The sequence below is a fragment of the Lederbergia ruris genome (assembly GCF_018332955.1).
Classification (GTDB): Bacteria; Bacillota; Bacilli; order Bacillales; family Bacillaceae_C; genus Lederbergia; species Lederbergia ruris.
In genome coordinates this window covers 94,193-114,646 of record NZ_BORB01000012.1, presented here as the reverse complement: position 1 = coordinate 114,646, position 20,454 = coordinate 94,193, and the positions used below count along the sequence as shown (strand labels likewise).

Below are 20,454 nucleotides of genomic sequence, written 5' to 3'. Positions count from 1 at the left end.
CGTGACGCACTTCCAGTACGCCTCCATCTGATTGAAGTTTCACTTTATCATTAACCGAATTATTATACCACATACGCTGGAGAATTTGTAATATTTTTTGTACAATATAAAAGGAGCTTGTACAAATTTAATTTTTCCCTAGTTCGAATAGGATCATGTAAGATTGAGCATTTTTTAATAAGGAGGCTACATTCATGGGCGGTATAAAGTGGAATTTTTTAATATTAGCCACTGTTGCGGCTTTTTCAATCATGGGCATGGGAATTTGCTTAGCTGAAAATAGCTGGGTAGGCATTGTTTTGTGCTTTATAATCCTCTGTCTCGCTATGATGTATGGATTTAAACAGAAGAAAAAACTGCAAAAAGAGGGTAATTTATAAGTGATATTTTCATTCAGTGGGAATGGACACCCCACTGAATGAAGACTACTTAATCCGTAGCGATCTAGGTTAGTGGTATAGATTTTATACCAGCGCTTGTTCCGTGTGGGGATAGTGGTATGAATTTTATACCGTGTTCTAATCTGATAAGCATGACACCAGCGATAGCTAAACAAATGATACCGCCGATTCTTGATAATAATTTTCCCGTCCGTACATTCTTATCCTTCATAAGAACTCCACCTTTATTTCTGAGATTACTTTCTCATTGCCGCCGGCTGTACTACATCCTCTTCACTCATCTTCCGGATGATCTGCAATTACTTTCCGTCACTTTCCACATACTTGGAACCCTCATGTTTCTTGAACATACCTGCTTCACGGAAAATTTTCCGGAAATGAATCGTCATCATCACCAGGCTTGCGACAAAGAGAACATATCCCGTCCCAATCAAGTATGGGGCAGTGGTATAAAAAACAGACCAGTGAATATTGCCCGTGACAAGGGCATCGATATAATAATATTGATGGATCTGAAAAAAAGTCAGCGCACCGCCTGCGATATACATCATCAGAATCCAAAAAATATAAGCGGCTTTCGAATGGGTATTTTTCTCAAAATCAATCGCGGCTTTCACCAGAATGTGATCCGTCTCCTGTGCTTTTCTGTTCTTTCCGAATGAAATGATCTTCATGAATAGATTGGGAATGAACACAAGCAACATGATAAAGATGGATATATATCCAATCGGCAAGTTATATAGACTGATTCCATTGATGAAGAGACTTAAAAAGGCTGTGAGTAGCACATATCTTGCTTTCATCCCGCTCCTCCATTTCCGTCTATACGGCGTACCTTGTTTCGATGTACGCCATATCGCTTTGAATGATGTCTATTGTTCTACCGTTTCAAAGTTGAAGTTGTTAGACTCCATAACAAGATTTTCCTGACTGATGGTGTTCATCACGTCGAATGGTTCTCCTAAGCTTCATTATTTATCAATGAAATAATGATATAAAATTTGGTCTAACGTTCCCTTTTGCACTTTTCCTTCCGCGAATGTCTTCACTTTAAAGAATCCAAACAGGCCGACGAAAAAGATGATGGGAATCATAAATATAATGCAGCTGACACGATTCATCACAATCAGTCTCCGCAGTTTTTCATCTGCAATATCTTGCTGCTTCGTTTCCCTTAAAAAAGCCAGACAGGAGAACCAAGTGATCAGGTAGAATACTAGAATAATCAAAAAGCCGATACTTAAGCCAATTTTCATCACTTGGATGGAACCCTCATATGTATCCGGCAGGAAAACTCCCGTTAAAGCAGTAATCACTACTGTTAGTGCAAATATAATCGGAATAATGATGCCTAGACGGGCAGCCTTTCTGGACGATGTGATTAATAGGTTCCGTAGTTTGCTTTCATCTGTCATCTTACCGGCTCCTTCTTATGCTTGTTTCTCGTGTCCTCCATTACTGAATGACCTGAATATCATCAATCCTCCCGGCGAGTTCTGTTGCCTGATACAACCGTTTCTCTTCTGGCATTCTTTCTGCCGGTACTTTTACGTGCATGATGAAACCTTCTTTATGTTTGATTTCCCCTAAAAACTCCGGCGGGAATTGAAAGTCCATTTTTCGAAATGCAGCTTCATTATTTTCTTTAAGTTCGATATGCAAACTTCCTTTCAACGCTTTGATAGGTGTGCCAGAATGATTGACGAACACTCCGGCTACAGTCATCGATTTATCGATAGGTTCATAGTTTCCACGTAAAATCACAAAAAAAACCGCCCCTTCTTTAAAGGGGAAGTCGTTCTCATCAAAGAATTTTTGTACATCCACTACTTCTTGTTGGATGTCAGAATTTTCCATTTGCTCTTCATGCGCTTTTGCAAGTACGATTTTTATTTTCTCCAACCTTCACACCACCTTGATCAGTTAAGGTCAATTCAAGTCCTCGATAATCTGCTCAATTTCCGCAATTTTACCTTGCAATACTCCCTATTCATTCCTTTTATGATTGTAAATAGTCGCATAACTGTTTATGAAGTTCAGGTCTTGCGGCAAGAATGGAACTTTTTTCAAGCATATTTACTGGATTTCCTTGCAAATCCGTTACAACTCCTCCAAGTTCTTCAACAATGATTTTCCCGCCAGCGAAATCCCATGGCGAGAGTCCTAAGCTTATGTACGCATCCAACCTACCCGTAGCAACGTAAGCAAATTCCATAGCAGCGGAACCGTATGATCTAGCTCCCCGTACATCCTTTAATAGCGGAATAAACGTTTGAGCAGCTTGTTCAGAATGGATGGAAGCCGGATTAAATCCAATAATCGCTTCATTTATATTGCCTTCCTCTAGCGGAGAGATCATTTCCTCATTAAAAAATGCCCCCTTACCTTTACTAGCCCAATAAAGCTCATCCAATATGACATCGTACAAATAACCTACTCTGCCAATTCCATCCTCTAAAATACCAATAGAGATATAGAAGTTTCTTTTCTGATGAACAAAATTCATCGTTCCATCGATTGGATCAATAATCCAAACAATTCCCTTTAAATCATCAATTTTATCTCCAAAACCTTCTTCTCCCACAATCTTGTGATGGGGATAATGTTCTTTAATTTGCTTTACGAAAAATTGTTCAGTTTCTTTATCGACATTTGTTACCAAATCATTGGCATTCGATTTTGTATCAATGTCTAATGCAGACTCAAGCGACTCTACTATCGATTTTCTTGCGTCCTTTAACCACTGTTTTACAGCTTTATCTACTTCATGCCATATTGCCATATTTCCACCCTCCATCTAACCCCCATATTTTACTATAGCATAGGGATTTCAAACCGCGTTTTCAAGCAATGTGTTTTACCACACAGGCATTGGCAAAATTCTTGTTGAACATGAAAGAACTTCCTTACTCAAAAAGGAAGTTCGATCTCGCAAATACTTCACAAAGCTTCCAGCTTAATAAGCTCTTCCCGAATGCGTGTAAGCTTCCGTTTTGCTTTTGACTTTTTATCCTCATTTTCTTCTTGCAATGCATCATACAGAACAGCTAATTCATAATTTAACTCTAATCGTAATACGGCGAGTCTTTGTTTATCTAGGTTTTTTCTTCGATAAGCATTCACTACTTGTTTCATGGAAGAAACACCCCTTTAGTTATTCGAAATATTTTTACCATTCCCTGGAATAACTTATTATAATATATGTTGTTGGAAGTGAAGGAGGAACAAAATTGGGTTTTTACCTTAGATAAGAAATTTCCTACTCTGAAGCTCTTTGATTTTGTGTAATTGGCTATTGCTAATTTTGTACCCGGATCAAGATGGAATTAAACAATAAAGACGTATGTACCTCAAAGAGTGCCCGTACTTTCCTTTCTAATGGAGAAAGTTTTGTACTGATTTTCATTTCACATTTTTATTAATTGATTAGATGAAGTACCTTTAGCCTTTTTAATCGTTCTATACAAGGAATAGCCACTTGAATCTTCAAATTCTTTTCCAAACTTTTTTTCATCTGATTTAGCAGGAACAATTTTTTTGAATTTACGATATTCATCTAATAAATCATCCCGATCAACGCCTTTTTCGTACGCCTGCTCAATTTTTTGGAAAAACTGTATGACGGTCACAATTTCATCTTGGGTCCAATCGATAGAAAATGGATAAGAATATTCCAAACGAACTTCCTCCCTGTGCGCTTATTATTTCTTACATTCAGACTTCTATACTTTTTCTTTAAAAAAGTTGATCGAGTGTTTACTTGTGAAAAGCTATATGGTCACTCTAAAAGTGCCTAGATAACCTCACAATGTAAAAATGCCAGTTCTATAAAGCTGACGCCTAGTTCTTTATTCTTTGTAGCGTGGAGTTTTGATTAGACTTGGGTCAACTGTTTCATAGCCTTTGTCTCTTAAACCTTTTACAATGTCCTCTAAGGCCGCATTCGTCCATTCTCGATCATGCATTAACAAATTGGCACCGTTTCCTAATTCCGGTGCGTTAACCATGATATCGGCAATTCCCTCTTTGTTCATATATTCAGCGTTCCAATCGTAACCATATGTCCAATTCATTAATACCATCTTTTCGTCTTTCGCAATTCCTTTACTGATATCTGTATTTTTTCCGAAGGGAGCGCGAAGAAATTTAGGCCTTTCTCCCGTAATTTTTTCAACCTGGTCATTGACAGAGAGAATTTCCTCCTTTTGCTCCTCTGGAGATAGTGTCGTTAAATCTTCATGTGAGTACGTATGATTGCCGATTTCAAAGCCCATATCATAAATTTCCTTTACTATATCTTCTTTTTCAGGGGTGGTCATAAAATGGCCATTCACAAAAAAGATGGCTGGAGCATCGAGCTCTTTTAGCGTTTTCGCCATTTCTAAAGCGTATTGATCTGGTGCATCATCAATCGTAAGCAAGGCAACTTTTGGGTTTGCCTCATCAATTGGTACGATAGAATAAACATCACTTAATTCATATTCTGGGGCTTTTTCTTCTTCTGGTTGAGCTTCCGATTCTTCGTCCTTCTCTGATTGATTATCTTCTGCTGTCTCCCCTTTTTGCTGTTCATCTTGCTCTTTTTTGTCGTTTGCCTCAGTTAAAGGCTTGTCTACCTTCTCTGTCGACTGATTTGGAGAGCTCTGATTGCCACATCCTGCTAATACTCCTGCAACGATGAATATGGTTATTATTTTCTTCATAAGTTTCCCCTTTCCCTTTTTACATGGAAGTAACTTCCATTATAATTTGTCGACATATAGGATTCAAGGGATCGAATTTTGTTGAATTTTGTGGGAATTATCGAAATAAAAGGTGTAACATCCATTGTAACGATGCGTATGTGCATAAACTCATTAATGTAGTGAGGAGGGTCACCCGATTTGAGCCGATAATTTTTTTAGCTACTAAATAAGCCAAATAAAAAAAGACGAGGAATAGAAGAACTTTAGGAAGAAATCGATCTTTTCCTGAAAGCCATTGTGCAAGATGGAAACCACCCCAAATCATGATTTGAATGAGAGCCGCAACGTAATTTTTTAGAAGCATTGAATTCTCCACTCATTTCATTGAAGATTTACGGTATTTTAGATAGAAGCTGAGAAGGGATTATTCCTTATAATAAAAAACCTCCTCTTAGATAATATGCATGTTTATATATAAAATAAACCAAAAAAAGAGCTTTCTCGTTTACTTGAGAAAGCTCTTTAGGAAATTTATTTTTTACATAATATGAATAGGTGTACCTAAAGCTTTTTCTGCTGCTTCCATTGAAATTTCACCTAAAGTAGGATGGGCATGGATCGTCATAGCGATATCTTCAGCAGTCATTCCAGCTTCAATCGCTAGACCTAGTTCTGAAATCACATCAGAAGCATTGGAACCGGCGATTTGAGCACCAATCACTAAACCATCCTCTTTACGAGTAATTAATTTCATAAAGCCATCTGTGCTGTTAAGGGATAATGCTCTACCGTTAGCAGCGAAAGGAAATTTAGCGGCTGTTATGTCAATGCCTTCATCCTTCGCTTGTTGTTCAGTATAACCAACTGTTGCAAGTTCTGGTTCAGAGAATACAACAGCAGGCATGCCAATGTAATCCACTTCAGACGGTTGTCCAGAAATAGCTTCTGCCGCGATTTTACCTTCATAAGAAGCTTTATGAGCCAATGGTAGGCCTGGAACAATATCACCAATTGCATAAATATTATTCACGGAAGTGCGGCATTGTTTATCCACTTCAATTAATCCACGGTCATTCAACTTAACTCCTACTTGCTCAAGACCAAGTTCATCAGTGTTTGGTTTACGGCCGACCGTAACAAGGACATAATCTGCTTCTACCGTTTCTTCTTTGCCCCCGGCCTCATACGTAACTTTCACACCATCTTTCGTTTCTTCAACACCTTTAGCCATAGCTTTTGTTACTACGTTTACTTTTTTCTTTTTCAATCCTTTTGTAACGAGAGAAGTCATTTGCTTTTCAAAGCCACTAAGGATGTCATCCGCACCTTCAAGAATGGTTACTTCTGTTCCAAGATTAGCATATGCAGTACCAAGCTCCGTACCAACATAACCTCCACCAATAACAACTAGTTTTTCAGGTAATTCTTTAAGGTTCAAAGCTCCAGTTGAATCAAGGACACGATCAGAGAACTTAAATGTAGGTAGTTCAATTGGATGTGATCCCGTAGCAATAATAGCATTTTTAAAGGTATACGTTTGTGCTGATTTTTCGTCCATTACACGAATGTTATGGTCATCAACGAAATAAGCTTCCCCTTTAACAATCTCAACTTTATTACCTTTTAGTAAACCTTCTACACCACTCGTAAGTTTATTTACAACGCTACCTTTCCACTCCTGAAGTTTTGAAAAGTCAAGACTGACATTTTCAGCTTTAATTCCAAATTCTTCAGACTCTAGCGCATTCTCATAGCGGTGAGAAGCAGAAATCAAGGCTTTAGAAGGAATACATCCTACGTTTAAACAAACACCGCCAAGATTCCCTTTTTCAACGATGGTCACCTTTTGGCCAAGTTGAGCGGCACGAATTGCCGCTACATACCCACCTGGACCTGCTCCAATGACAAGTGTATCTGTTTCAATCGGAAAATCTCCTACTACCATTTCTTACCCCTCCATTAATAAAAGTTCAGGATCGTTTAGTAACCGTTTGATGTGGTTTAATGCATGTTGCGCTGTTGCTCCATCAATCATTCTATGGTCAAAACTTAATGATAGAGCTAACACAGGGGCAGCAATGATTTCACCATCTTGAACAACTGGTTTTTCCGCAATACGGCCAATTCCAAGAATAGCGACTTCTGGCTGATTAATAACTGGTGTAAACCACTGACCACCAGCAGAACCAATGTTAGTAATTGTGCAAGAAGCACCTTTCATTTCATTAGGAGCTAATTTACCATCTCTTGCTTTCACAGCTAATTCATTAATTTCTTGTGAAATATTAAAGATGGATTTCGCATCTGCACGTTTCACAACCGGTACTAATAATCCTCTGTCTGTATCAGCAGCGATACCGATATTGTAATAGTGCTTATGAATGATTTCTCCCGCTTCATCATCAAGTGAAGTATTAAGTGCTGGATATTCACGAAGCGCACTTACAAGTGCCTTGACGACATATGGCAAGAATGTAAGCTTAATATCTTTCTCAGCAGCTATAGCTTTGAATTTCTTCCGATGTGCAACAAGCTTCGTTACATCTATTTCATCCATCAACGTAACATGTGGAGCTGTATGCTTCGAATTAACCATAGCTTTTGCAATTGCTTTTCGGATACCACTCATTTTTTCACGTGTTTCCGGATATTCACCCTCAGGGATAGCTACAGACGTCGCTTTAGTTCCTTCATCTTTCACTGGAGCTTCTGCTTGTTTCGCTTCTGGAGCTCCTCCTTGCAAGAAGGTATCAATATCTTCTTTTAGTACGCGGTTATTCTTACCAGAGCCATTTACTTGCTGAATATTAACTCCTTTTTCACGCGCATATTTTCTAACCGAAGGCATAGCAATAACACGTCTATTTGGGTCTACTTCGATTTCTGCTTGGGATCCAGCGCCTGTTGCCTCTTCTTTTTGTTCAGCCTGAACTTCTGCTTTTTGCACATCTTGACCAGCTTCAGCCGTAGATTGTACATCTGCTTCCGTTTTTTCTTCCCCATGATCCCCTTTAAATTGAAGATCTTCATAACCTGGAGCATCAAATTTAATTAAAGCCTGTCCAACTGTAGCTGTTTGACCTTCTTCTACATAAATTTCTTCTACCGTACCTGCGACAGGAGAAGGAATTTCTACTACAGCTTTGTCGTTTTGGACTTCACAAAGCGTATCATCTTCCTCAATTTTGTCACCTGGCTTTACGAACCATTTAACAATATCGCCTTCGTGAATTCCTTCACCAATGTCTGGCATTTTAAATTCAAATGACACGGTCTTCACCCTCCTGTTAATTCTTTGTTAAATAAATTTTTTTAGATCTAGAATAGTACCTTGTTGATTTGTGTAAACAACGGGTGGAATCGTTTATATCCAGCGTCTAACGCTTTTCTTCTTTGTTGTTAAAAGTCTAGTACCTTTTTAGCTGTTTCCATAATATCTTTGTGATTTGGCAACCAAACTGCCTCAGCTTGTGAGAACGGATATACAGTATCAGGCGCCGTTACTCTTAAAACGGGAGCTTCAAGACTAAGAATAGCTCTTTCTGTAATCTCTGAAACCACATTCGCAGCAATTCCAGCTTGTTTTTGTGCCTCTTGAACAACAATGGCACGATTAGTTTTTTCAACAGATGCAATAATTGTTTCCACATCAATTGGGCTAATGGTTCTTAAATCGATTACCTCAACTGAGTGACCTTCTTTTTCTAGTTCTTCTGCTGCTTTTAAAGATTCATGGACCATTGCTCCGTATGTCACAATCGTTAAATCGGAACCTTCTCGTTTTACGTCAGCTTTTCCAAGTGGAATTGTGTATTCTTCTTCTGGAACTTCTTGACGGAATGAACGATACAATTTCATATGTTCCAAGAAAATAACTGGATCGTTGTCACGGATAGCAGAGATTAACAATCCTTTTGCTTCATAAGGAGTGGATGGGATCACTACTTTTAGTCCAGGTTGCTGTGCCATTAGACCTTCAAGACTGTCTGCGTGTAATTCCGGGGTATGCACTCCACCACCAAATGGTGAACGAATCGTAATTGGTGCATGTTTCGTATTACCGGAACGGTATCTCCATCTAGCCATTTGACCATTTACAGAATCCATTACTTCATATATAAATCCGAAAAATTGAATTTCAGGTACAGGTCGAAAACCTTGTTCTGCTAAACCAATCGAAAGACCGCCTATCCCCGACTCAGCAAGTGGTGTATCAAATACTCGATCTTCACCAAATTCTTTCTGAAGTCCCTCAGTTGCACGGAATACACCGCCATTCACGCCAACGTCTTCACCGAACACAAGTACATTTTCGTCGTTGCGCAATTCGGTACGAAGCGCATCCGTGATAGCTTGAATCATTGTCATTTGCGCCATGGCTTACTTCGACTCCTTCTCTTTATAAATTTCATATTGCTCCTGCAAATTATTTGGCAATTCCTCAAACATATTTGAAATGAGATCCGTTACCTTTTGCTTAGGAGTTTCATCCGCTTTTTTAATCGCCTCTTTGATTTCTTCCTTCGCTTGTTCGATCACTTTGTTTTCTTTTTCTTCATTCCATATTCCTTTTTCGACAAGGAAATTACGGAATCTTACAAGCGGATCTTTTTTCTCCCATTCGTTATCCGTATCAGAAGTACGATAACGTGTAGGATCATCCCCTGCCATCGTATGCGGTCCATATCTGTAACAAAGTGTCTCGATAAGAGTTGGTCCACCACCGTTTACTGCTCGTTCTCTTGCTTCGTTAACAACTGCATAAACAGCCAATGGATCCATTCCATCTACTAGAACGCCCGGAATCCCAACAGAAACAGCCTTTTGCGCAAGTGTTTTAGCTGCAGTCTGTACTTCACGTGGTGTAGAAATCGCATATTGGTTATTTTGCACAATAAAAATTGCAGGTGCGCCATATGCTCCGGCAAAGTTTATTCCTTCATAGAAATCCCCTTGAGAAGTTCCACCATCCCCTGTGTATGTAACTGCCACAGTCTTTTTATTGCGCTTTTTCATTCCTAATGCTACTCCTGCAGTTTGCACGTATTGAGCCCCAATAATAATTTGTGGTGAAGTCGCGTGAACACCATCTGGAAATTGGTTTCCTATAAAATGTCCTCTGGAAAATAGGAAAGCTTTATATAAAGGTAGCCCATGCCAAATAATTTGTGGTACATCACGATAACCAGGCAAAATATAATCGTCTTTTTCTAATGCAAAATGAGAAGCAATTTGAGATGCTTCTTGACCTGCAGTTGGAGCATAGAACCCAAGTCTTCCTTGTCTATTAAGAGAAATACTTCTTTGATCTAGAATTCTTGTATACACCATACGGCGCATTAATTCTTCTAATTGCTCATCAGACAAATCAGGCATTAAATCTTTATTTACAACCTCGCCTTTTTCATTTAAAACCTGGACCATCTCAAATTGACTTTCAATTTTTTCGAGCGTTTTTTCAGCATCGAATTGTGCCTTCTTTGAAGCCATTGAAGCCACCTATCCTTTCTATATTGATATTTTGGAATGGATCAAAAAGAGATTGTTATCAAATGACACTATTTAACGCCATTTTAAACGTATTTCTTAGTATAAGCTTTCCACATTTTCACAAAGAATAACAAAAAATGATTAATATGCTGGAAAACAAACTGTATTAATCCATTTCACAAAAAAAATTAAAACAACTTTTTCACTTTTTTAGTTTACATGAGAACGGGAATTGCGTCAATAAATCTGCATCAAACAGAAAGTTTAAAATACTAACTTTACAAACTGTATTATATTTATCTAGCTTACTGTTATATAATTGTTTTTCTATAAAAACTGTTATAGATTAGCTTGTTACAACAAAGGTTGATTACTTAAAGAAGATTAACAGGAGCACGGTAATCGTTTCCTGTTAATCTTTGTTGTCATTCGTAATGTTAAAACCAGCTTTATTATAGAATTCTAACTTTTTCTCATTAAACCCTTCTGTCTTTTCATTGAACGTATTATTAGCTTCTTGAACTTTTTCATACGCATTATTAGAAGCCTCAATTTGCTTTTCGAGTTTTTCCATAGACAACTCTTCATCTTTCATTAATTCATAGATTTTTTTATCTTCAGAAAGTCCTGTAAGATAGGCTGAGTAGAGCGTATCGTAAGCACTATAACGCTCATCCATGAGATCCGCCAATTTTTGCGCTTCTTTTTTTAGTTCCCCATCTTTTATTTTGTCTAATTCTGTTTTGGCTTTTTGAAATTCTTCTTTGGATTTTTCAAGCGCCTCTTTTTCTTTGTCTATCAGCTTTCGTCGTTCATCTAAATTCACCAAAGCTTCATCAGCCAATTTTTGAATTTGATCGAACTCTTTCATTCCAAGTTCCATAATTTCATCAAACAAAGCTTTCTCATCCGATTCTAATTTGTTCATTGGCTTTTGCTGTTTTTCAAAAGCGTTTTCTTGTGATGCAGCATCTTCCATAACTTGAAAGACAGTTTCTTCCGGAGATGAGCATGCCGCAACCGTTACGGCTAATATACCAATGACCAGAAAAGTAATCAGTTTCTTCATTAAAACCCTCCTAACATCTTCCATTAAAACTATACCCTTATAGCTAGAATTTGACAACATTCTTGAGAATAAATAAGATAAATTTATACTTTTTATTAAGCCAACAGAATGTTGGTCAGAAGACGTTGTGCTGGGACAGCGTGAATTTAGCTGTTCAACATATATTTTTGGACTAGACTGGGGGGAAATGGATTTTATGATTCGAATGAAAGATATTGTGAGAGAGGGCCATCCTGTTTTAAGAGAAACTGCACAAGAAGTCAAAATGCCGCCATCGCAAGAAGATATCCGCATTTTAAAAGAAATGCAACAATTTTTGGCTAATAGTCAGGATCCTGAATTAAGCGAAAAATATAATTTGCGTGCTGGAGTTGGCCTTGCTGCTCCACAAATTAATATATCTAAAAGAATGATCGCGGTTCGACTTGAGGAAGAGGATGGTAAAGAATATTGCTATTCCTTAATAAACCCTAAAATTATCAGCCACTCTGTTGAAAAGTCGTATTTGACTGCGGGAGAGGGCTGTTTATCTGTGGATCGGGATGTTCCCGGATATGTACTTCGCCATGCACGTATTACGCTAAAAGGCTATGATATTGATCGGGAGCGAGAAGTGAAGCTACGATTAAAAGGAATGCCTGCTATTGTTTTCCAACATGAACTGGACCATTTAAATGGCATTATGTTCTATGATCATATTGATAAGGACAATCCGTTTAAAGCTCCTGAGGGCGCCATTCCGATCGACCGCTAATGTTCTCCTTTCATCAAACTATCTTTGATGAAAGGAGATCTTTTTATATACAAGAAACCGTTGCTCATCCAAAAGTCTCTTGTTACTATAGCAAGCCAACCCTTTTTAATCCTTTTGCAATCCCATCCTGATCCACCTTGGTTGTCACGACATCTGCAACTTCCTTCACCTGGCGTAAAGCATTCCCCATTGCTACTCCAGTACCAACTGTTTTCAACATTTCGATATCATTTAAGCCATCTCCAAATGCATAAACGTCTTCCATTTCAAAGCCAAGTTTCTCGATAAGTTTCTGTATCCCTTTTGCCTTTGATCCGCCTTTTGGGATAACATCAACTGAATTTTCATGCCATCTAATAAAATCAAATTCACTAAACTGGTCTGTATAAGCCTCTTCTTGTTTATTAACAAAAAGGAGAGCTTGATAAATAGTGGTTTGCCAATAAAAATCTGTATGAAATTGTGGGTGGGCTAATTGTAACGTCTCTAAACTCTCTTCAATACGTTGATCATAATCTACATTTGCTTTAAGTGTTGAACGATTCATATAGACAATCGGATGTCCTTTCTCTCTTGCCACTTTTTCCAATTCGCTAAGATTTTCGGGCTGTAGTGGGTTTTCGAAAATGACATTTCCATTAAATACAACAAATTGCCCATTAAAACTTACATATGATTCCATACCTAATTCTTTTAAGAGTGGTTCTACCATAAACGGGGCCCTTCCTGTTGCTAGGGCTGTGTACACGCCACTCTTCTGTAATTTTATGATGGCCTCTCTAGTAGACTGAGGTAATTCCTTATGATCATCCAGTAAAGTCCCATCGATATCAAAAAAGACAATTTTGCTCATTTCTTAGTAGCCTCCAATTTTTTCCTTCTCGTGGTGATGATAGTTTTTATCCAAAAGCATATAATAAATTTACATAAATTGCACAAAAAGGGACTTCTCCCGGATAAGTTACTTTTACTTTCAGCTTTAATCGGTTAAAATAGAATTAAGGAGTGAACCACAATGTTGAAAAAGCTCAAGAAAAAGCTTTTAAAACAGTGGAAAGACTTACTAAAAAAGAAAACGATCGCTTGACCTGCTATTCACCTTTTAATCAAGCCCCTCTGAAATTAGGAGGGCTTATTCTTTATTTTTAATAATGCATGCCATTAAATTGATATAAAAAAACAAAGAAATGCAATAAGGAGAGGTAAACATGATTTTTAAAGTTTATTATCAAGAAGAACTCAAAGAAATGCCCGTTCGTGAAAAAACAAAAACCTTATATTTAGAATCTACTAGCGAGCGAGAGGTAAGAAAGTCTTTAAAAAACCGCCCAATTAATATTGAATTTGTTCAAGCTTTGGAAGGGGCTTATTTGGAGTATGAAAAAAATAGCCCACACTTTACATTACAGGAGAACTCATAATGAAATTTGTAAAAAATGATCAAACAGCAGTATTTGCTCTTGGAGGATTAGGCGAGATTGGGAAAAACACTTATGGTGTCCAATTTCAAGATGAAATTATCGTCATTGATGCGGGAATTAAATTTCCCGAAGATGAGTTGCTTGGGATTGATTATGTGATTCCAGATTATACTTATTTGCTGAAAAATAGTGATAAAATTAAAGGTCTCTTTATCACTCATGGACACGAGGACCATATTGGTGGCATCCCATACTTACTTCGCCAAGTGAATATTCCGATATATGCAGGTAAGCTTGCCATGGGACTGATACGTAACAAGCTCGAGGAACATGGATTATTACGTCAGGCCCAACTGCATGAAATTCACGAGGAAGAGATCATTAAATTCCGAAAAACGTCCGTATCTTTCTTCCGTACGACTCATAGTATCCCGGATTCGTATGGGATCGTTGTGAAAACTCCACCAGGTAATATTGTTCATACCGGTGATTTCAAATTTGACTTCACACCTGTTGGAGAGCCTGCCAACCTTACTAAGATGGCCCAGATTGGACAAGAAGGCGTACTTTGTCTTTTATCTGATAGTACAAACGCTGAAGTCCCTAACTTCACAATGTCAGAAAGACGTGTAGGAGACAGTATCGATGAAATTTTTCGTAAGGTGGAAGGCAGGGTTATTTTTGCGACCTTCGCTTCCAATATTCACAGATTACAACAAGTTACAGATGCGGCTGTTGCAAACGGTAGAAAAATTGCTGTCTTTGGACGCAGTATGGATGCCGCCATTGAGATCGGACAAGATTTAGGCTATATTCGCGCACCGAAAGATACATTTGTTAGTCCGCAACAATTAAATCGACTTCCCGCCAATAAAGTTACGATTCTTTGTACTGGTAGTCAAGGTGAGCCTATGGCTGCTCTTTCAAGAATTGCCAATGGTACACATCGGCAAATCCAAATACAGCCTGGTGATACGGTCGTATTCTCTTCATCTCCGATCCCAGGAAACACGATTAGTGTTAACCGAACCATTAATCTGCTATATAGAGCAGGGGCAGACGTGATCGCCGGATCGTTAAATAATATCCATACTTCTGGTCACGGAGGTCAACAGGAACAAAAATTAATGCTTCGTCTTATGAAACCAAAGTTTTTCATGCCCATTCATGGTGAATTCCGGATGCAAAGAATGCACGCAAAATCTGCCGTAGAATGTGGCGTTTTAGAAGAAAATTGTTTTGTAATGGATAATGGCGAAGTCCTCGCACTTAGTAGTGAGGCAGGAAGCATAGCAGGGAAAATTCCATCTGGCTCCGTCTATATTGATGGTAGTGGAATCGGGGATATCGGGAATATCGTTTTACGTGACAGAAAAATTCTATCTGAAGAAGGCTTAGTGATTGTTGTCGTTTCCATCAACATGGAAACTCACCAAATTGTTGCTGGTCCTGATATTATTTCAAGAGGATTTGTCTATATGAGAGAATCTGGGGATCTTATTAATGAGGCACAGAAAAACATTACAAATCACTTAAATAAAGTAATGGACCGAAAAACGACGCAATGGGCTGAAATAAAAACAGAAATTATTGATACTCTTACACCATTTCTTTATGAAAAGACAAAAAGACGCCCAATGATCTTACCTATTATTATGGAAGTCTAATAAGAAAAGCGTAAGCGCCCGTTTAGCGACGTACAAACTTTTTAGGAGCCTGACGAGATAAAGGAAACACGATGAACCCGAAGGGTGAATCGATGTTGACTTATCGTAGGAAGGCACCGAAAGTTTGCTAGTCGCTGGGCGCTGGAGCTAGATCAAGCATTAGCCATTTTTTATACTTTCTTACCATATATAAAAAAGCGGAGGATAATCCTCCGCTTTTTTATATGACCGCCCAGGCGTCTTGCGTCTTTCCTAGCCTAACACCTTTTTTTCAAAGCGATTAATATCTGTATCTGCCCCGATCACAATTAAAATATCGCCTGACTGTAAGGGCGCTTCTGCTGGTGGAGTGACAATAATTTCCCTTCCTCGTTTTATAGCTACAATGTTAATTCCATATCGAGCTCGTACATCTAAATCAATCAAAGAATGTCCAGCTAATAATTCATTCACCTTTATTTCTACAATACTATATTCATCAGAAAGTTCCAGATAATCGAGAATATTTTTCGAAACAATATAATGGGCAATTCGTCGCCCCATATCCCTTTCAGGATGTACAACATGGTCGGCACCAATTTTCTGAAGAACTTTTGCGTGATGATCATTTTGGGCTTTTACTGTTATATAATGGACACCTACTTCTTTCAAAATAAGCGTCGTTAGGATACTGGATTGAATATCATCGCCGATCGCGACGATGACGTGATCAATATTTCTTATCCCTAAATTCTTCAGAACCGCTTCATCTGTCGTATCAGCAATGGCTGCGTGAGTGGCAATCGCCGCATATTCGTTTACCCTTTCCTCATCCTTATCAATAGCTAGAACTTCCATTCCCTGTTCTAATAATTCCGTACAAATACTTCCTCCAAAGCGACCAAGACCAATAACCGCGAATTGTTTCTTCATACTCATTCCCCCAGCCTACAAAATAATACATTACTTTCCACTTTCTAGCTCTTTAGCAAATGTCCAACCATCTTCTTGATAAATTTTTCCTTCTTTTAATAGTTTTCCTAAAGCACGTTTAAATGACCCTTTACTCATATCAAATCGTTTCTTAATATCTTCCGGTTGGCTTTTATCTGTATAAGGCATCGATCCACCACGTCCTAATAAATAATCGAAAATCAGAATTGCATCCTGATCAATCCTTTCGTGCGTCCGTGGCATTAAAGAAATATTGATTGTACCATCCTTTTTTACATCAATAACCCGGCCAACGATTTCTTCACCTAACCGTGGTTCTTTTGTTCTTTCAGATTCATGAAGAAACCCTACAATCCCTTCATCCGTTATAATCGAAGAACCAACAAGAAGAACCCGGAACACAGTCCCATGAACAGATCGGTTTAAATAACCTTTATCCGCCTCTTTTGCTTGTGCTCTCATCACTTCATCCGTTGCTGGCATTGCAAATAATCGATCTTTATTATTCTTAACCAATGTACAGAAGAGCTTATCCCCTTCTTTAGGCCAAAGTTGCATTGAATCTGGTAGATCATCTAGTGATACAAGAATATCCTTTTTTAATCCTATATCAACGAAAACACCAAGTCCTTCTTTTATTCCGACTACTTCAACCCAATCATATTTCCCCACTTGGATAGAAGGAATCGTCTGTGAAGCAGACAACCGTCCTTGATGATCTTGATATAAAAACACCTCTATTTTTTGATCAAGCTCAATTGAATCATTTATTTCAAGATGATGTAAAAGGACATCCTCTTCACCATCTGACAAAAAATACCCGAAAAGTGCTTCACGCACCACTGTTAAACATGCTGTTGTTCCAGCTTCCATAATTGATCCTCCGATCTGAATATTCATTCCTGAATAATGTCCATTATATCATGTCGCCATGACAAAAAAAGGATATTAGGTTTTCTGTACTCGTTTTTCCACTCCCTTGTCTTTTGCATATAAAATTATAAATAAAAGTGTACCAATCAATGCGGAAATAGATCCCATTTTGTATATAAAGCCCCCACCAAACTGTTCCATCAAATATCCTCCTGCCGCACTGCCTATGATTGTGGCTAAACCATTAAAAGTAGCATAATAAGCGGTTTGACCTGTTGCAAGCATCTCTTCGGGGATGATCGTGGCGATATATTGTAGAGCAGAAACCATAAAGATTGCGAATGTAACACTATGTAATGCTTGTGAATAAATGATCATCATGGGGTCGGTGAGTAAGCCATATAAAAACCATCTACAAGTATAAAAGAAACTTGCTATTCCCAATAGTAGAAGCAACGGAATTCTTTTCATTAATATGTACATAATCGCTACAACAGGAGCTTCACTTAATGCTGAAAAGGTCCAGGCTAGACCAATCCTCCCTTCAGAAGCACCTAATGATTTTAGATAAATAGCCAACATACTATCGTTCATTCGGTGGGGGATCGCAATAAATAAAATGGCGATTAAAAAACCAAGAAATCGGGCATTACGAAAAGCTTGTTGAAACCCTTTCGTTGTCAAAGGCTTTTTTTCTACGATCGGATCCGTAAGTCGAATAGCAATAAATAAAACCCTAATAATAATGATCGAATAGATAATCCATAAATATTGAATGCCAATTATACCAATGATCGTTCCAAGAACAAATGAAGCAATTGCGAAACCGATGGATCCCCATACCCGGATGGAACCGTAGCTAACTCTCTTTTCTTTCGCAAAAACCGTTGACAGACTATCAAGTAAAGGTTGAATAGGTGACATAAAAAAGTGAAAAATCATCATCATTAAGATTAACAATGACATAGTTGGACTGAAGAAAACAGCTAACCCTGTTATAAGTGTTGCCATAAGTAAAAATATGATTACATTTTTAACAGACTGTTTTTTATCTGATACCACTCCCCAAAAAGGTTGGGAAAAGATAGCAACGATGGGACCGACAGATAGAACAATCCCAATTTGGGCAGGGCTTAAGCCTTTAAATCGAAATAACAACGGTAAAAACGCATTGATCATTGAAACAATCCAATAATAGAAGAAATTAAATAAAGATATTCTTAACATGGTCTAACTCCTTAGAGAATGACATAAAAAGGAGGATGAGCCGCAATCGGTCAACCTCCTTTTTGAAGTGCAATGAGCTACTTGAACTGAAACGGAGTTTTATCCTTAAATAGCTTTCATTACTTTAAATTGGGCCTCTATTAAGCGATAATATTCGCCTTGGTGCTCCATTAACTCGTCATGATTCCCCTCTTCAATAATCTCGCCTTGTTGAAGGACGAAAATTTTATCAGAATCTCTAATGGTTGAAAGTCTATGGGCAATTATGATTGATGTTCTACCTTTAAGTAAGGTCTGTAAAGCCGCTTGGATTTGAACTTCTGTCTCCGTATCTATACTGGCAGTCGCTTCATCAAGAATAATAATCCGTGGATCGGCCAAAAGCGCCCTAGCGAAAGATAATAATTGTCGTTCTCCAACAGACAATATATTCCCTCTTTCCTCAACTTCTGTTTCATAACCCATTGGTAATTTTTTAATGAACTTGTCAGCTCCTATCGCTTCTGCCGCTGCCTTTACTTGTTCATCGGTTGCAGCCGGATTACCAAAGCGAATATTCTCCATTATGGTACCTGAAAAAATAAAAGTGTCTTGTAAAACCACACTGATTTGCCGACGAAGTTCAGTTAAAGAAACATCTCGCAAATCTTTCCCATCAATCCGAACAGATCCAGCTGTCGGGTCATAAAAACGAGTGATGAGATTCGCAATCGTTGATTTTCCTGAGCCTGTGTGACCAACAAGAGCAATCGTCTGACCGGGCAACATTTCTAAAGAAATTCCGTCTAATGCTTTTCTCTTATCATCGTAAGAGAATTCCACTTTGTCAAACTGGATATGTCCTTTAATATCGCCTAATGGGAGCGGCTTTTCCTTCTCATGAACGATCGGAAGTTCATCCAAATATTCAAAGATTCGCTCAGAAGAAGCCATTGCCATTAGCAATTGATTATAAAGTTGACCGAGCCGAGAAATTGGCTCCCAAAACATCCCAATATAGAAAGCAAAGGAAACAAATTGTCCAAGCGACAAGGAACCACTTTGAATTAAATGGGCACCATACCATAAAAGTACCCCAGTACCCACGGCGTTCGTTATATCAACCAACGGGCGAAACATCGCACTCTTTTTCGTTGCTAATCGCCATGCTTCAAAGTTCTCGGTATTAACTCCATCAAAAAAAGCCATATTCTCGTGTTCCTGTGTAAAACTTTGGGTAACTCTAATCCCTTGTATACTTTCATTTAAATGAGAATTTAGTTTCGATTGTTTTAATCTCATATATTGCCAGGATCTACGTATGCTTTTTCTAAGTGTTGTTGAGATAAAAAACATTAATGGGAGTACAACTAATACCGCTAAGGTCAACTGTGGACTTAATGTAAATAGAATGACAATGACACCAAAGAGCATCAGTATATCCATAAATACATTAATAACTCCGTTCGTAAACAAGTCCTGTAACGAATTCGTGTCATTCATGATTCTGACAAGAATAGAACCTGCTGAACGTTGATCAAAAAATCGGTGCGATAACCCTTGTACATGGGTAAAAAGATGTTTACGCAAATCATAAATTACTTTTTGTCCTAATTCATTACTCCATTTAATTCGATATATATTTGCTACATAATTTATGACATATAAGACCGCAATACCTCCCACAATCCACATTAAATAAGATATGCTTTTCTCTTCTTTAATGGCCTTCTCTAAGGCATAGACACCGATCATAATCGGAATGATTAGGCGGATTGCCGTCGTAATCAGTACGGTGATAATAGATGCTGGCAGTAAATTTTTCACATATGGACCTAAATAATTTAATAAACGATACAGCTGTTTCCAGTTAAATGGTTTATCAATCAATTGTTCCGTCGAATAATGAAAACGCTCCATGACAAGCGGATTTAGTTTTTTATCTTTTTTCATCT

The 20,454-nt window shown here is 38.1% G+C and carries 21 protein-coding genes; 4 read left to right on the top strand and 17 right to left on the bottom strand.

Annotation, left to right across the window (positions count from 1 at the left end; all coding sequences use genetic code 11):
* Window positions 1-194: 194 nt before the first annotated feature.
* The gene (locus KI363_RS09040; protein WP_158320490.1) at window positions 195-380 is read left to right on the top strand and encodes a YlaF family protein; all 186 of its coding nucleotides are present in this window, start codon (window positions 195-197) and stop codon (window positions 378-380) included.
* Window positions 381-700: 320 nt separating this feature from the next.
* On the opposite strand, the gene KI363_RS09035 is transcribed toward KI363_RS09040, so the two are convergent.
* The 12 genes from KI363_RS09035 to KI363_RS08980 form a co-directional block, all read right to left on the bottom strand.
* Window positions 701-1,204: a hypothetical protein gene (locus KI363_RS09035; RefSeq protein WP_212966150.1), complete on the bottom strand. Its 504-nt coding sequence runs from the start codon at window positions 1,202-1,204 to the stop codon at window positions 701-703.
* Between the two features lie 168 nt (window positions 1,205-1,372).
* Window positions 1,373-1,816: a hypothetical protein gene (locus KI363_RS09030; RefSeq protein ID WP_212966149.1), complete on the bottom strand. Its 444-nt coding sequence runs from the start codon at window positions 1,814-1,816 to the stop codon at window positions 1,373-1,375.
* A gap of 40 nt (window positions 1,817-1,856) precedes the next feature.
* Entirely contained in the window at window positions 1,857-2,303 is a 447-nt protein-coding gene (locus KI363_RS09025; RefSeq protein WP_212966148.1) for a hypothetical protein, read from the bottom strand.
* A gap of 97 nt (window positions 2,304-2,400) precedes the next feature.
* Window positions 2,401-3,183, bottom strand: a complete 783-nt coding sequence (locus KI363_RS09020) for an inositol monophosphatase family protein (protein ID WP_212966147.1) — start codon at window positions 3,181-3,183, stop codon at window positions 2,401-2,403.
* A gap of 158 nt (window positions 3,184-3,341) precedes the next feature.
* A complete protein-coding gene (locus KI363_RS09015; RefSeq protein WP_158320494.1) occupies window positions 3,342-3,536 on the bottom strand; it encodes a YkzI domain-containing protein in 195 nt (64 codons plus the stop codon).
* 272 nt (window positions 3,537-3,808) lie between these two features.
* Window positions 3,809-4,078, bottom strand: coding sequence for a UPF0223 family protein (locus KI363_RS09010; RefSeq protein ID WP_158320495.1), 270 nt, complete (start codon window positions 4,076-4,078; stop codon window positions 3,809-3,811).
* A gap of 171 nt (window positions 4,079-4,249) precedes the next feature.
* Window positions 4,250-5,104 (bottom strand): polysaccharide deacetylase family protein, encoded by an 855-nt coding sequence (locus KI363_RS09005; protein ID WP_212966146.1) that lies wholly within the window; start codon window positions 5,102-5,104, stop codon window positions 4,250-4,252.
* Between the two features lie 520 nt (window positions 5,105-5,624).
* Complete coding sequence (gene lpdA, locus KI363_RS09000) at window positions 5,625-7,031, bottom strand: dihydrolipoyl dehydrogenase (RefSeq protein ID WP_158320498.1); 1,407 nt, start codon at window positions 7,029-7,031, stop codon at window positions 5,625-5,627.
* Between the two features lie 3 nt (window positions 7,032-7,034).
* A complete protein-coding gene (locus tag KI363_RS08995) occupies window positions 7,035-8,357 on the bottom strand; it encodes a dihydrolipoamide acetyltransferase family protein (RefSeq protein WP_212966145.1) in 1,323 nt (440 codons plus the stop codon).
* A 128-nt stretch (window positions 8,358-8,485) separates the two neighbouring features.
* Window positions 8,486-9,463, bottom strand: a complete 978-nt coding sequence (locus KI363_RS08990) for an alpha-ketoacid dehydrogenase subunit beta (protein ID WP_158320500.1) — start codon at window positions 9,461-9,463, stop codon at window positions 8,486-8,488.
* A gap of 3 nt (window positions 9,464-9,466) precedes the next feature.
* The gene (gene pdhA, locus KI363_RS08985; protein WP_158320501.1) at window positions 9,467-10,576 is read right to left on the bottom strand and encodes a pyruvate dehydrogenase (acetyl-transferring) E1 component subunit alpha; all 1,110 of its coding nucleotides are present in this window, start codon (window positions 10,574-10,576) and stop codon (window positions 9,467-9,469) included.
* Between the two features lie 412 nt (window positions 10,577-10,988).
* Window positions 10,989-11,645, bottom strand: coding sequence for a YkyA family protein (locus KI363_RS08980; protein WP_212966144.1), 657 nt, complete (start codon window positions 11,643-11,645; stop codon window positions 10,989-10,991).
* Between the two features lie 196 nt (window positions 11,646-11,841).
* Between KI363_RS08980 and def the strand changes: the two genes are divergently transcribed.
* Complete coding sequence (gene def, locus KI363_RS08975; protein WP_212966143.1) at window positions 11,842-12,399, top strand: peptide deformylase; 558 nt, start codon at window positions 11,842-11,844, stop codon at window positions 12,397-12,399.
* A gap of 85 nt (window positions 12,400-12,484) precedes the next feature.
* Here the strand turns inward: def and KI363_RS08970 are convergent, their stop codons facing one another.
* Entirely contained in the window at window positions 12,485-13,252 is a 768-nt protein-coding gene (locus KI363_RS08970; protein ID WP_212966142.1) for a Cof-type HAD-IIB family hydrolase, read from the bottom strand.
* A 355-nt stretch (window positions 13,253-13,607) separates the two neighbouring features.
* Here KI363_RS08970 and KI363_RS08965 point away from each other — a divergent pair, with 355 nt between their 5' ends.
* Both KI363_RS08965 and rnjA read left to right on the top strand, forming a co-directional pair.
* Window positions 13,608-13,820 carry a DNA-dependent RNA polymerase subunit epsilon gene (locus KI363_RS08965; RefSeq protein ID WP_158320505.1) on the top strand — a complete coding sequence of 71 codons (213 nt, stop codon included), beginning with the start codon at window positions 13,608-13,610 and terminating at the stop codon, window positions 13,818-13,820.
* On the top strand, window positions 13,820-15,487 hold the full coding sequence (gene rnjA, locus KI363_RS08960; protein ID WP_158320506.1) for a ribonuclease J1: 1,668 nt from the start codon (window positions 13,820-13,822) through the stop codon (window positions 15,485-15,487). The genes KI363_RS08965 and rnjA overlap by 1 nt, the downstream gene beginning before the upstream one ends.
* A gap of 252 nt (window positions 15,488-15,739) precedes the next feature.
* On the opposite strand, the gene KI363_RS08955 is transcribed toward rnjA, so the two are convergent.
* The 4 genes from KI363_RS08955 to KI363_RS08940 all read right to left on the bottom strand — a co-directional run bounded on the left by KI363_RS08955 (window position 15,740) and on the right by KI363_RS08940 (window position 20,452).
* On the bottom strand, window positions 15,740-16,399 hold the full coding sequence (locus tag KI363_RS08955) for a potassium channel family protein (protein WP_158320508.1): 660 nt from the start codon (window positions 16,397-16,399) through the stop codon (window positions 15,740-15,742).
* 30 nt (window positions 16,400-16,429) lie between these two features.
* Window positions 16,430-17,293: a CvfB family protein gene (locus KI363_RS08950; RefSeq protein ID WP_212966141.1), complete on the bottom strand. Its 864-nt coding sequence runs from the start codon at window positions 17,291-17,293 to the stop codon at window positions 16,430-16,432.
* A 75-nt stretch (window positions 17,294-17,368) separates the two neighbouring features.
* Window positions 17,369-18,520, bottom strand: coding sequence for an MFS transporter (locus tag KI363_RS08945; RefSeq protein ID WP_212966140.1), 1,152 nt, complete (start codon window positions 18,518-18,520; stop codon window positions 17,369-17,371).
* Window positions 18,521-18,625: 105 nt separating this feature from the next.
* Window positions 18,626-20,452 carry an ABC transporter ATP-binding protein gene (locus KI363_RS08940; protein ID WP_212966139.1) on the bottom strand — a complete coding sequence of 609 codons (1,827 nt, stop codon included), beginning with the start codon at window positions 20,450-20,452 and terminating at the stop codon, window positions 18,626-18,628.
* Window positions 20,453-20,454 lie beyond the last annotated feature (2 nt).

What these genes read in the sequence shown, in the direction of transcription:
- lpdA (WP_158320498.1), bottom strand. Translation starts at nt 7,031, where the DNA reads ATGGTAGTAGGAGATTTTCCGATTGAAACAGATACACTTGTCATTGGA.
- KI363_RS09020 (WP_212966147.1), bottom strand. Translation starts at nt 3,183, where the DNA reads ATGGCAATATGGCATGAAGTAGATAAAGCTGTAAAACAGTGGTTAAAG.
- KI363_RS09015 (WP_158320494.1), bottom strand. Translation starts at nt 3,536, where the DNA reads ATGAAACAAGTAGTGAATGCTTATCGAAGAAAAAACCTAGATAAACAA.
- KI363_RS08950 (WP_212966141.1), bottom strand. Translation starts at nt 17,293, where the DNA reads ATGGAAGCTGGAACAACAGCATGTTTAACAGTGGTGCGTGAAGCACTT.
- KI363_RS08990 (WP_158320500.1), bottom strand. Translation starts at nt 9,463, where the DNA reads ATGGCGCAAATGACAATGATTCAAGCTATCACGGATGCGCTTCGTACC.
- KI363_RS09005 (WP_212966146.1), bottom strand. Translation starts at nt 5,104, where the DNA reads ATGAAGAAAATAATAACCATATTCATCGTTGCAGGAGTATTAGCAGGA.
- KI363_RS08965 (WP_158320505.1), top strand. Translation starts at nt 13,608, where the DNA reads ATGATTTTTAAAGTTTATTATCAAGAAGAACTCAAAGAAATGCCCGTT.
- KI363_RS08955 (WP_158320508.1), bottom strand. Translation starts at nt 16,399, where the DNA reads ATGAAGAAACAATTCGCGGTTATTGGTCTTGGTCGCTTTGGAGGAAGT.
- KI363_RS09035 (WP_212966150.1), bottom strand. Translation starts at nt 1,204, where the DNA reads ATGAAAGCAAGATATGTGCTACTCACAGCCTTTTTAAGTCTCTTCATC.
- KI363_RS08980 (WP_212966144.1), bottom strand. Translation starts at nt 11,645, where the DNA reads ATGAAGAAACTGATTACTTTTCTGGTCATTGGTATATTAGCCGTAACG.
- rnjA (WP_158320506.1), top strand. Translation starts at nt 13,820, where the DNA reads ATGAAATTTGTAAAAAATGATCAAACAGCAGTATTTGCTCTTGGAGGA.
- KI363_RS08940 (WP_212966139.1), bottom strand. Translation starts at nt 20,452, where the DNA reads ATGAAAAAAGATAAAAAACTAAATCCGCTTGTCATGGAGCGTTTTCAT.
- KI363_RS09040 (WP_158320490.1), top strand. Translation starts at nt 195, where the DNA reads ATGGGCGGTATAAAGTGGAATTTTTTAATATTAGCCACTGTTGCGGCT.
- pdhA (WP_158320501.1), bottom strand. Translation starts at nt 10,576, where the DNA reads ATGGCTTCAAAGAAGGCACAATTCGATGCTGAAAAAACGCTCGAAAAA.
- KI363_RS08945 (WP_212966140.1), bottom strand. Translation starts at nt 18,520, where the DNA reads ATGTTAAGAATATCTTTATTTAATTTCTTCTATTATTGGATTGTTTCA.
- KI363_RS08970 (WP_212966142.1), bottom strand. Translation starts at nt 13,252, where the DNA reads ATGAGCAAAATTGTCTTTTTTGATATCGATGGGACTTTACTGGATGAT.
- KI363_RS09030 (WP_212966149.1), bottom strand. Translation starts at nt 1,816, where the DNA reads ATGACAGATGAAAGCAAACTACGGAACCTATTAATCACATCGTCCAGA.
- def (WP_212966143.1), top strand. Translation starts at nt 11,842, where the DNA reads ATGATTCGAATGAAAGATATTGTGAGAGAGGGCCATCCTGTTTTAAGA.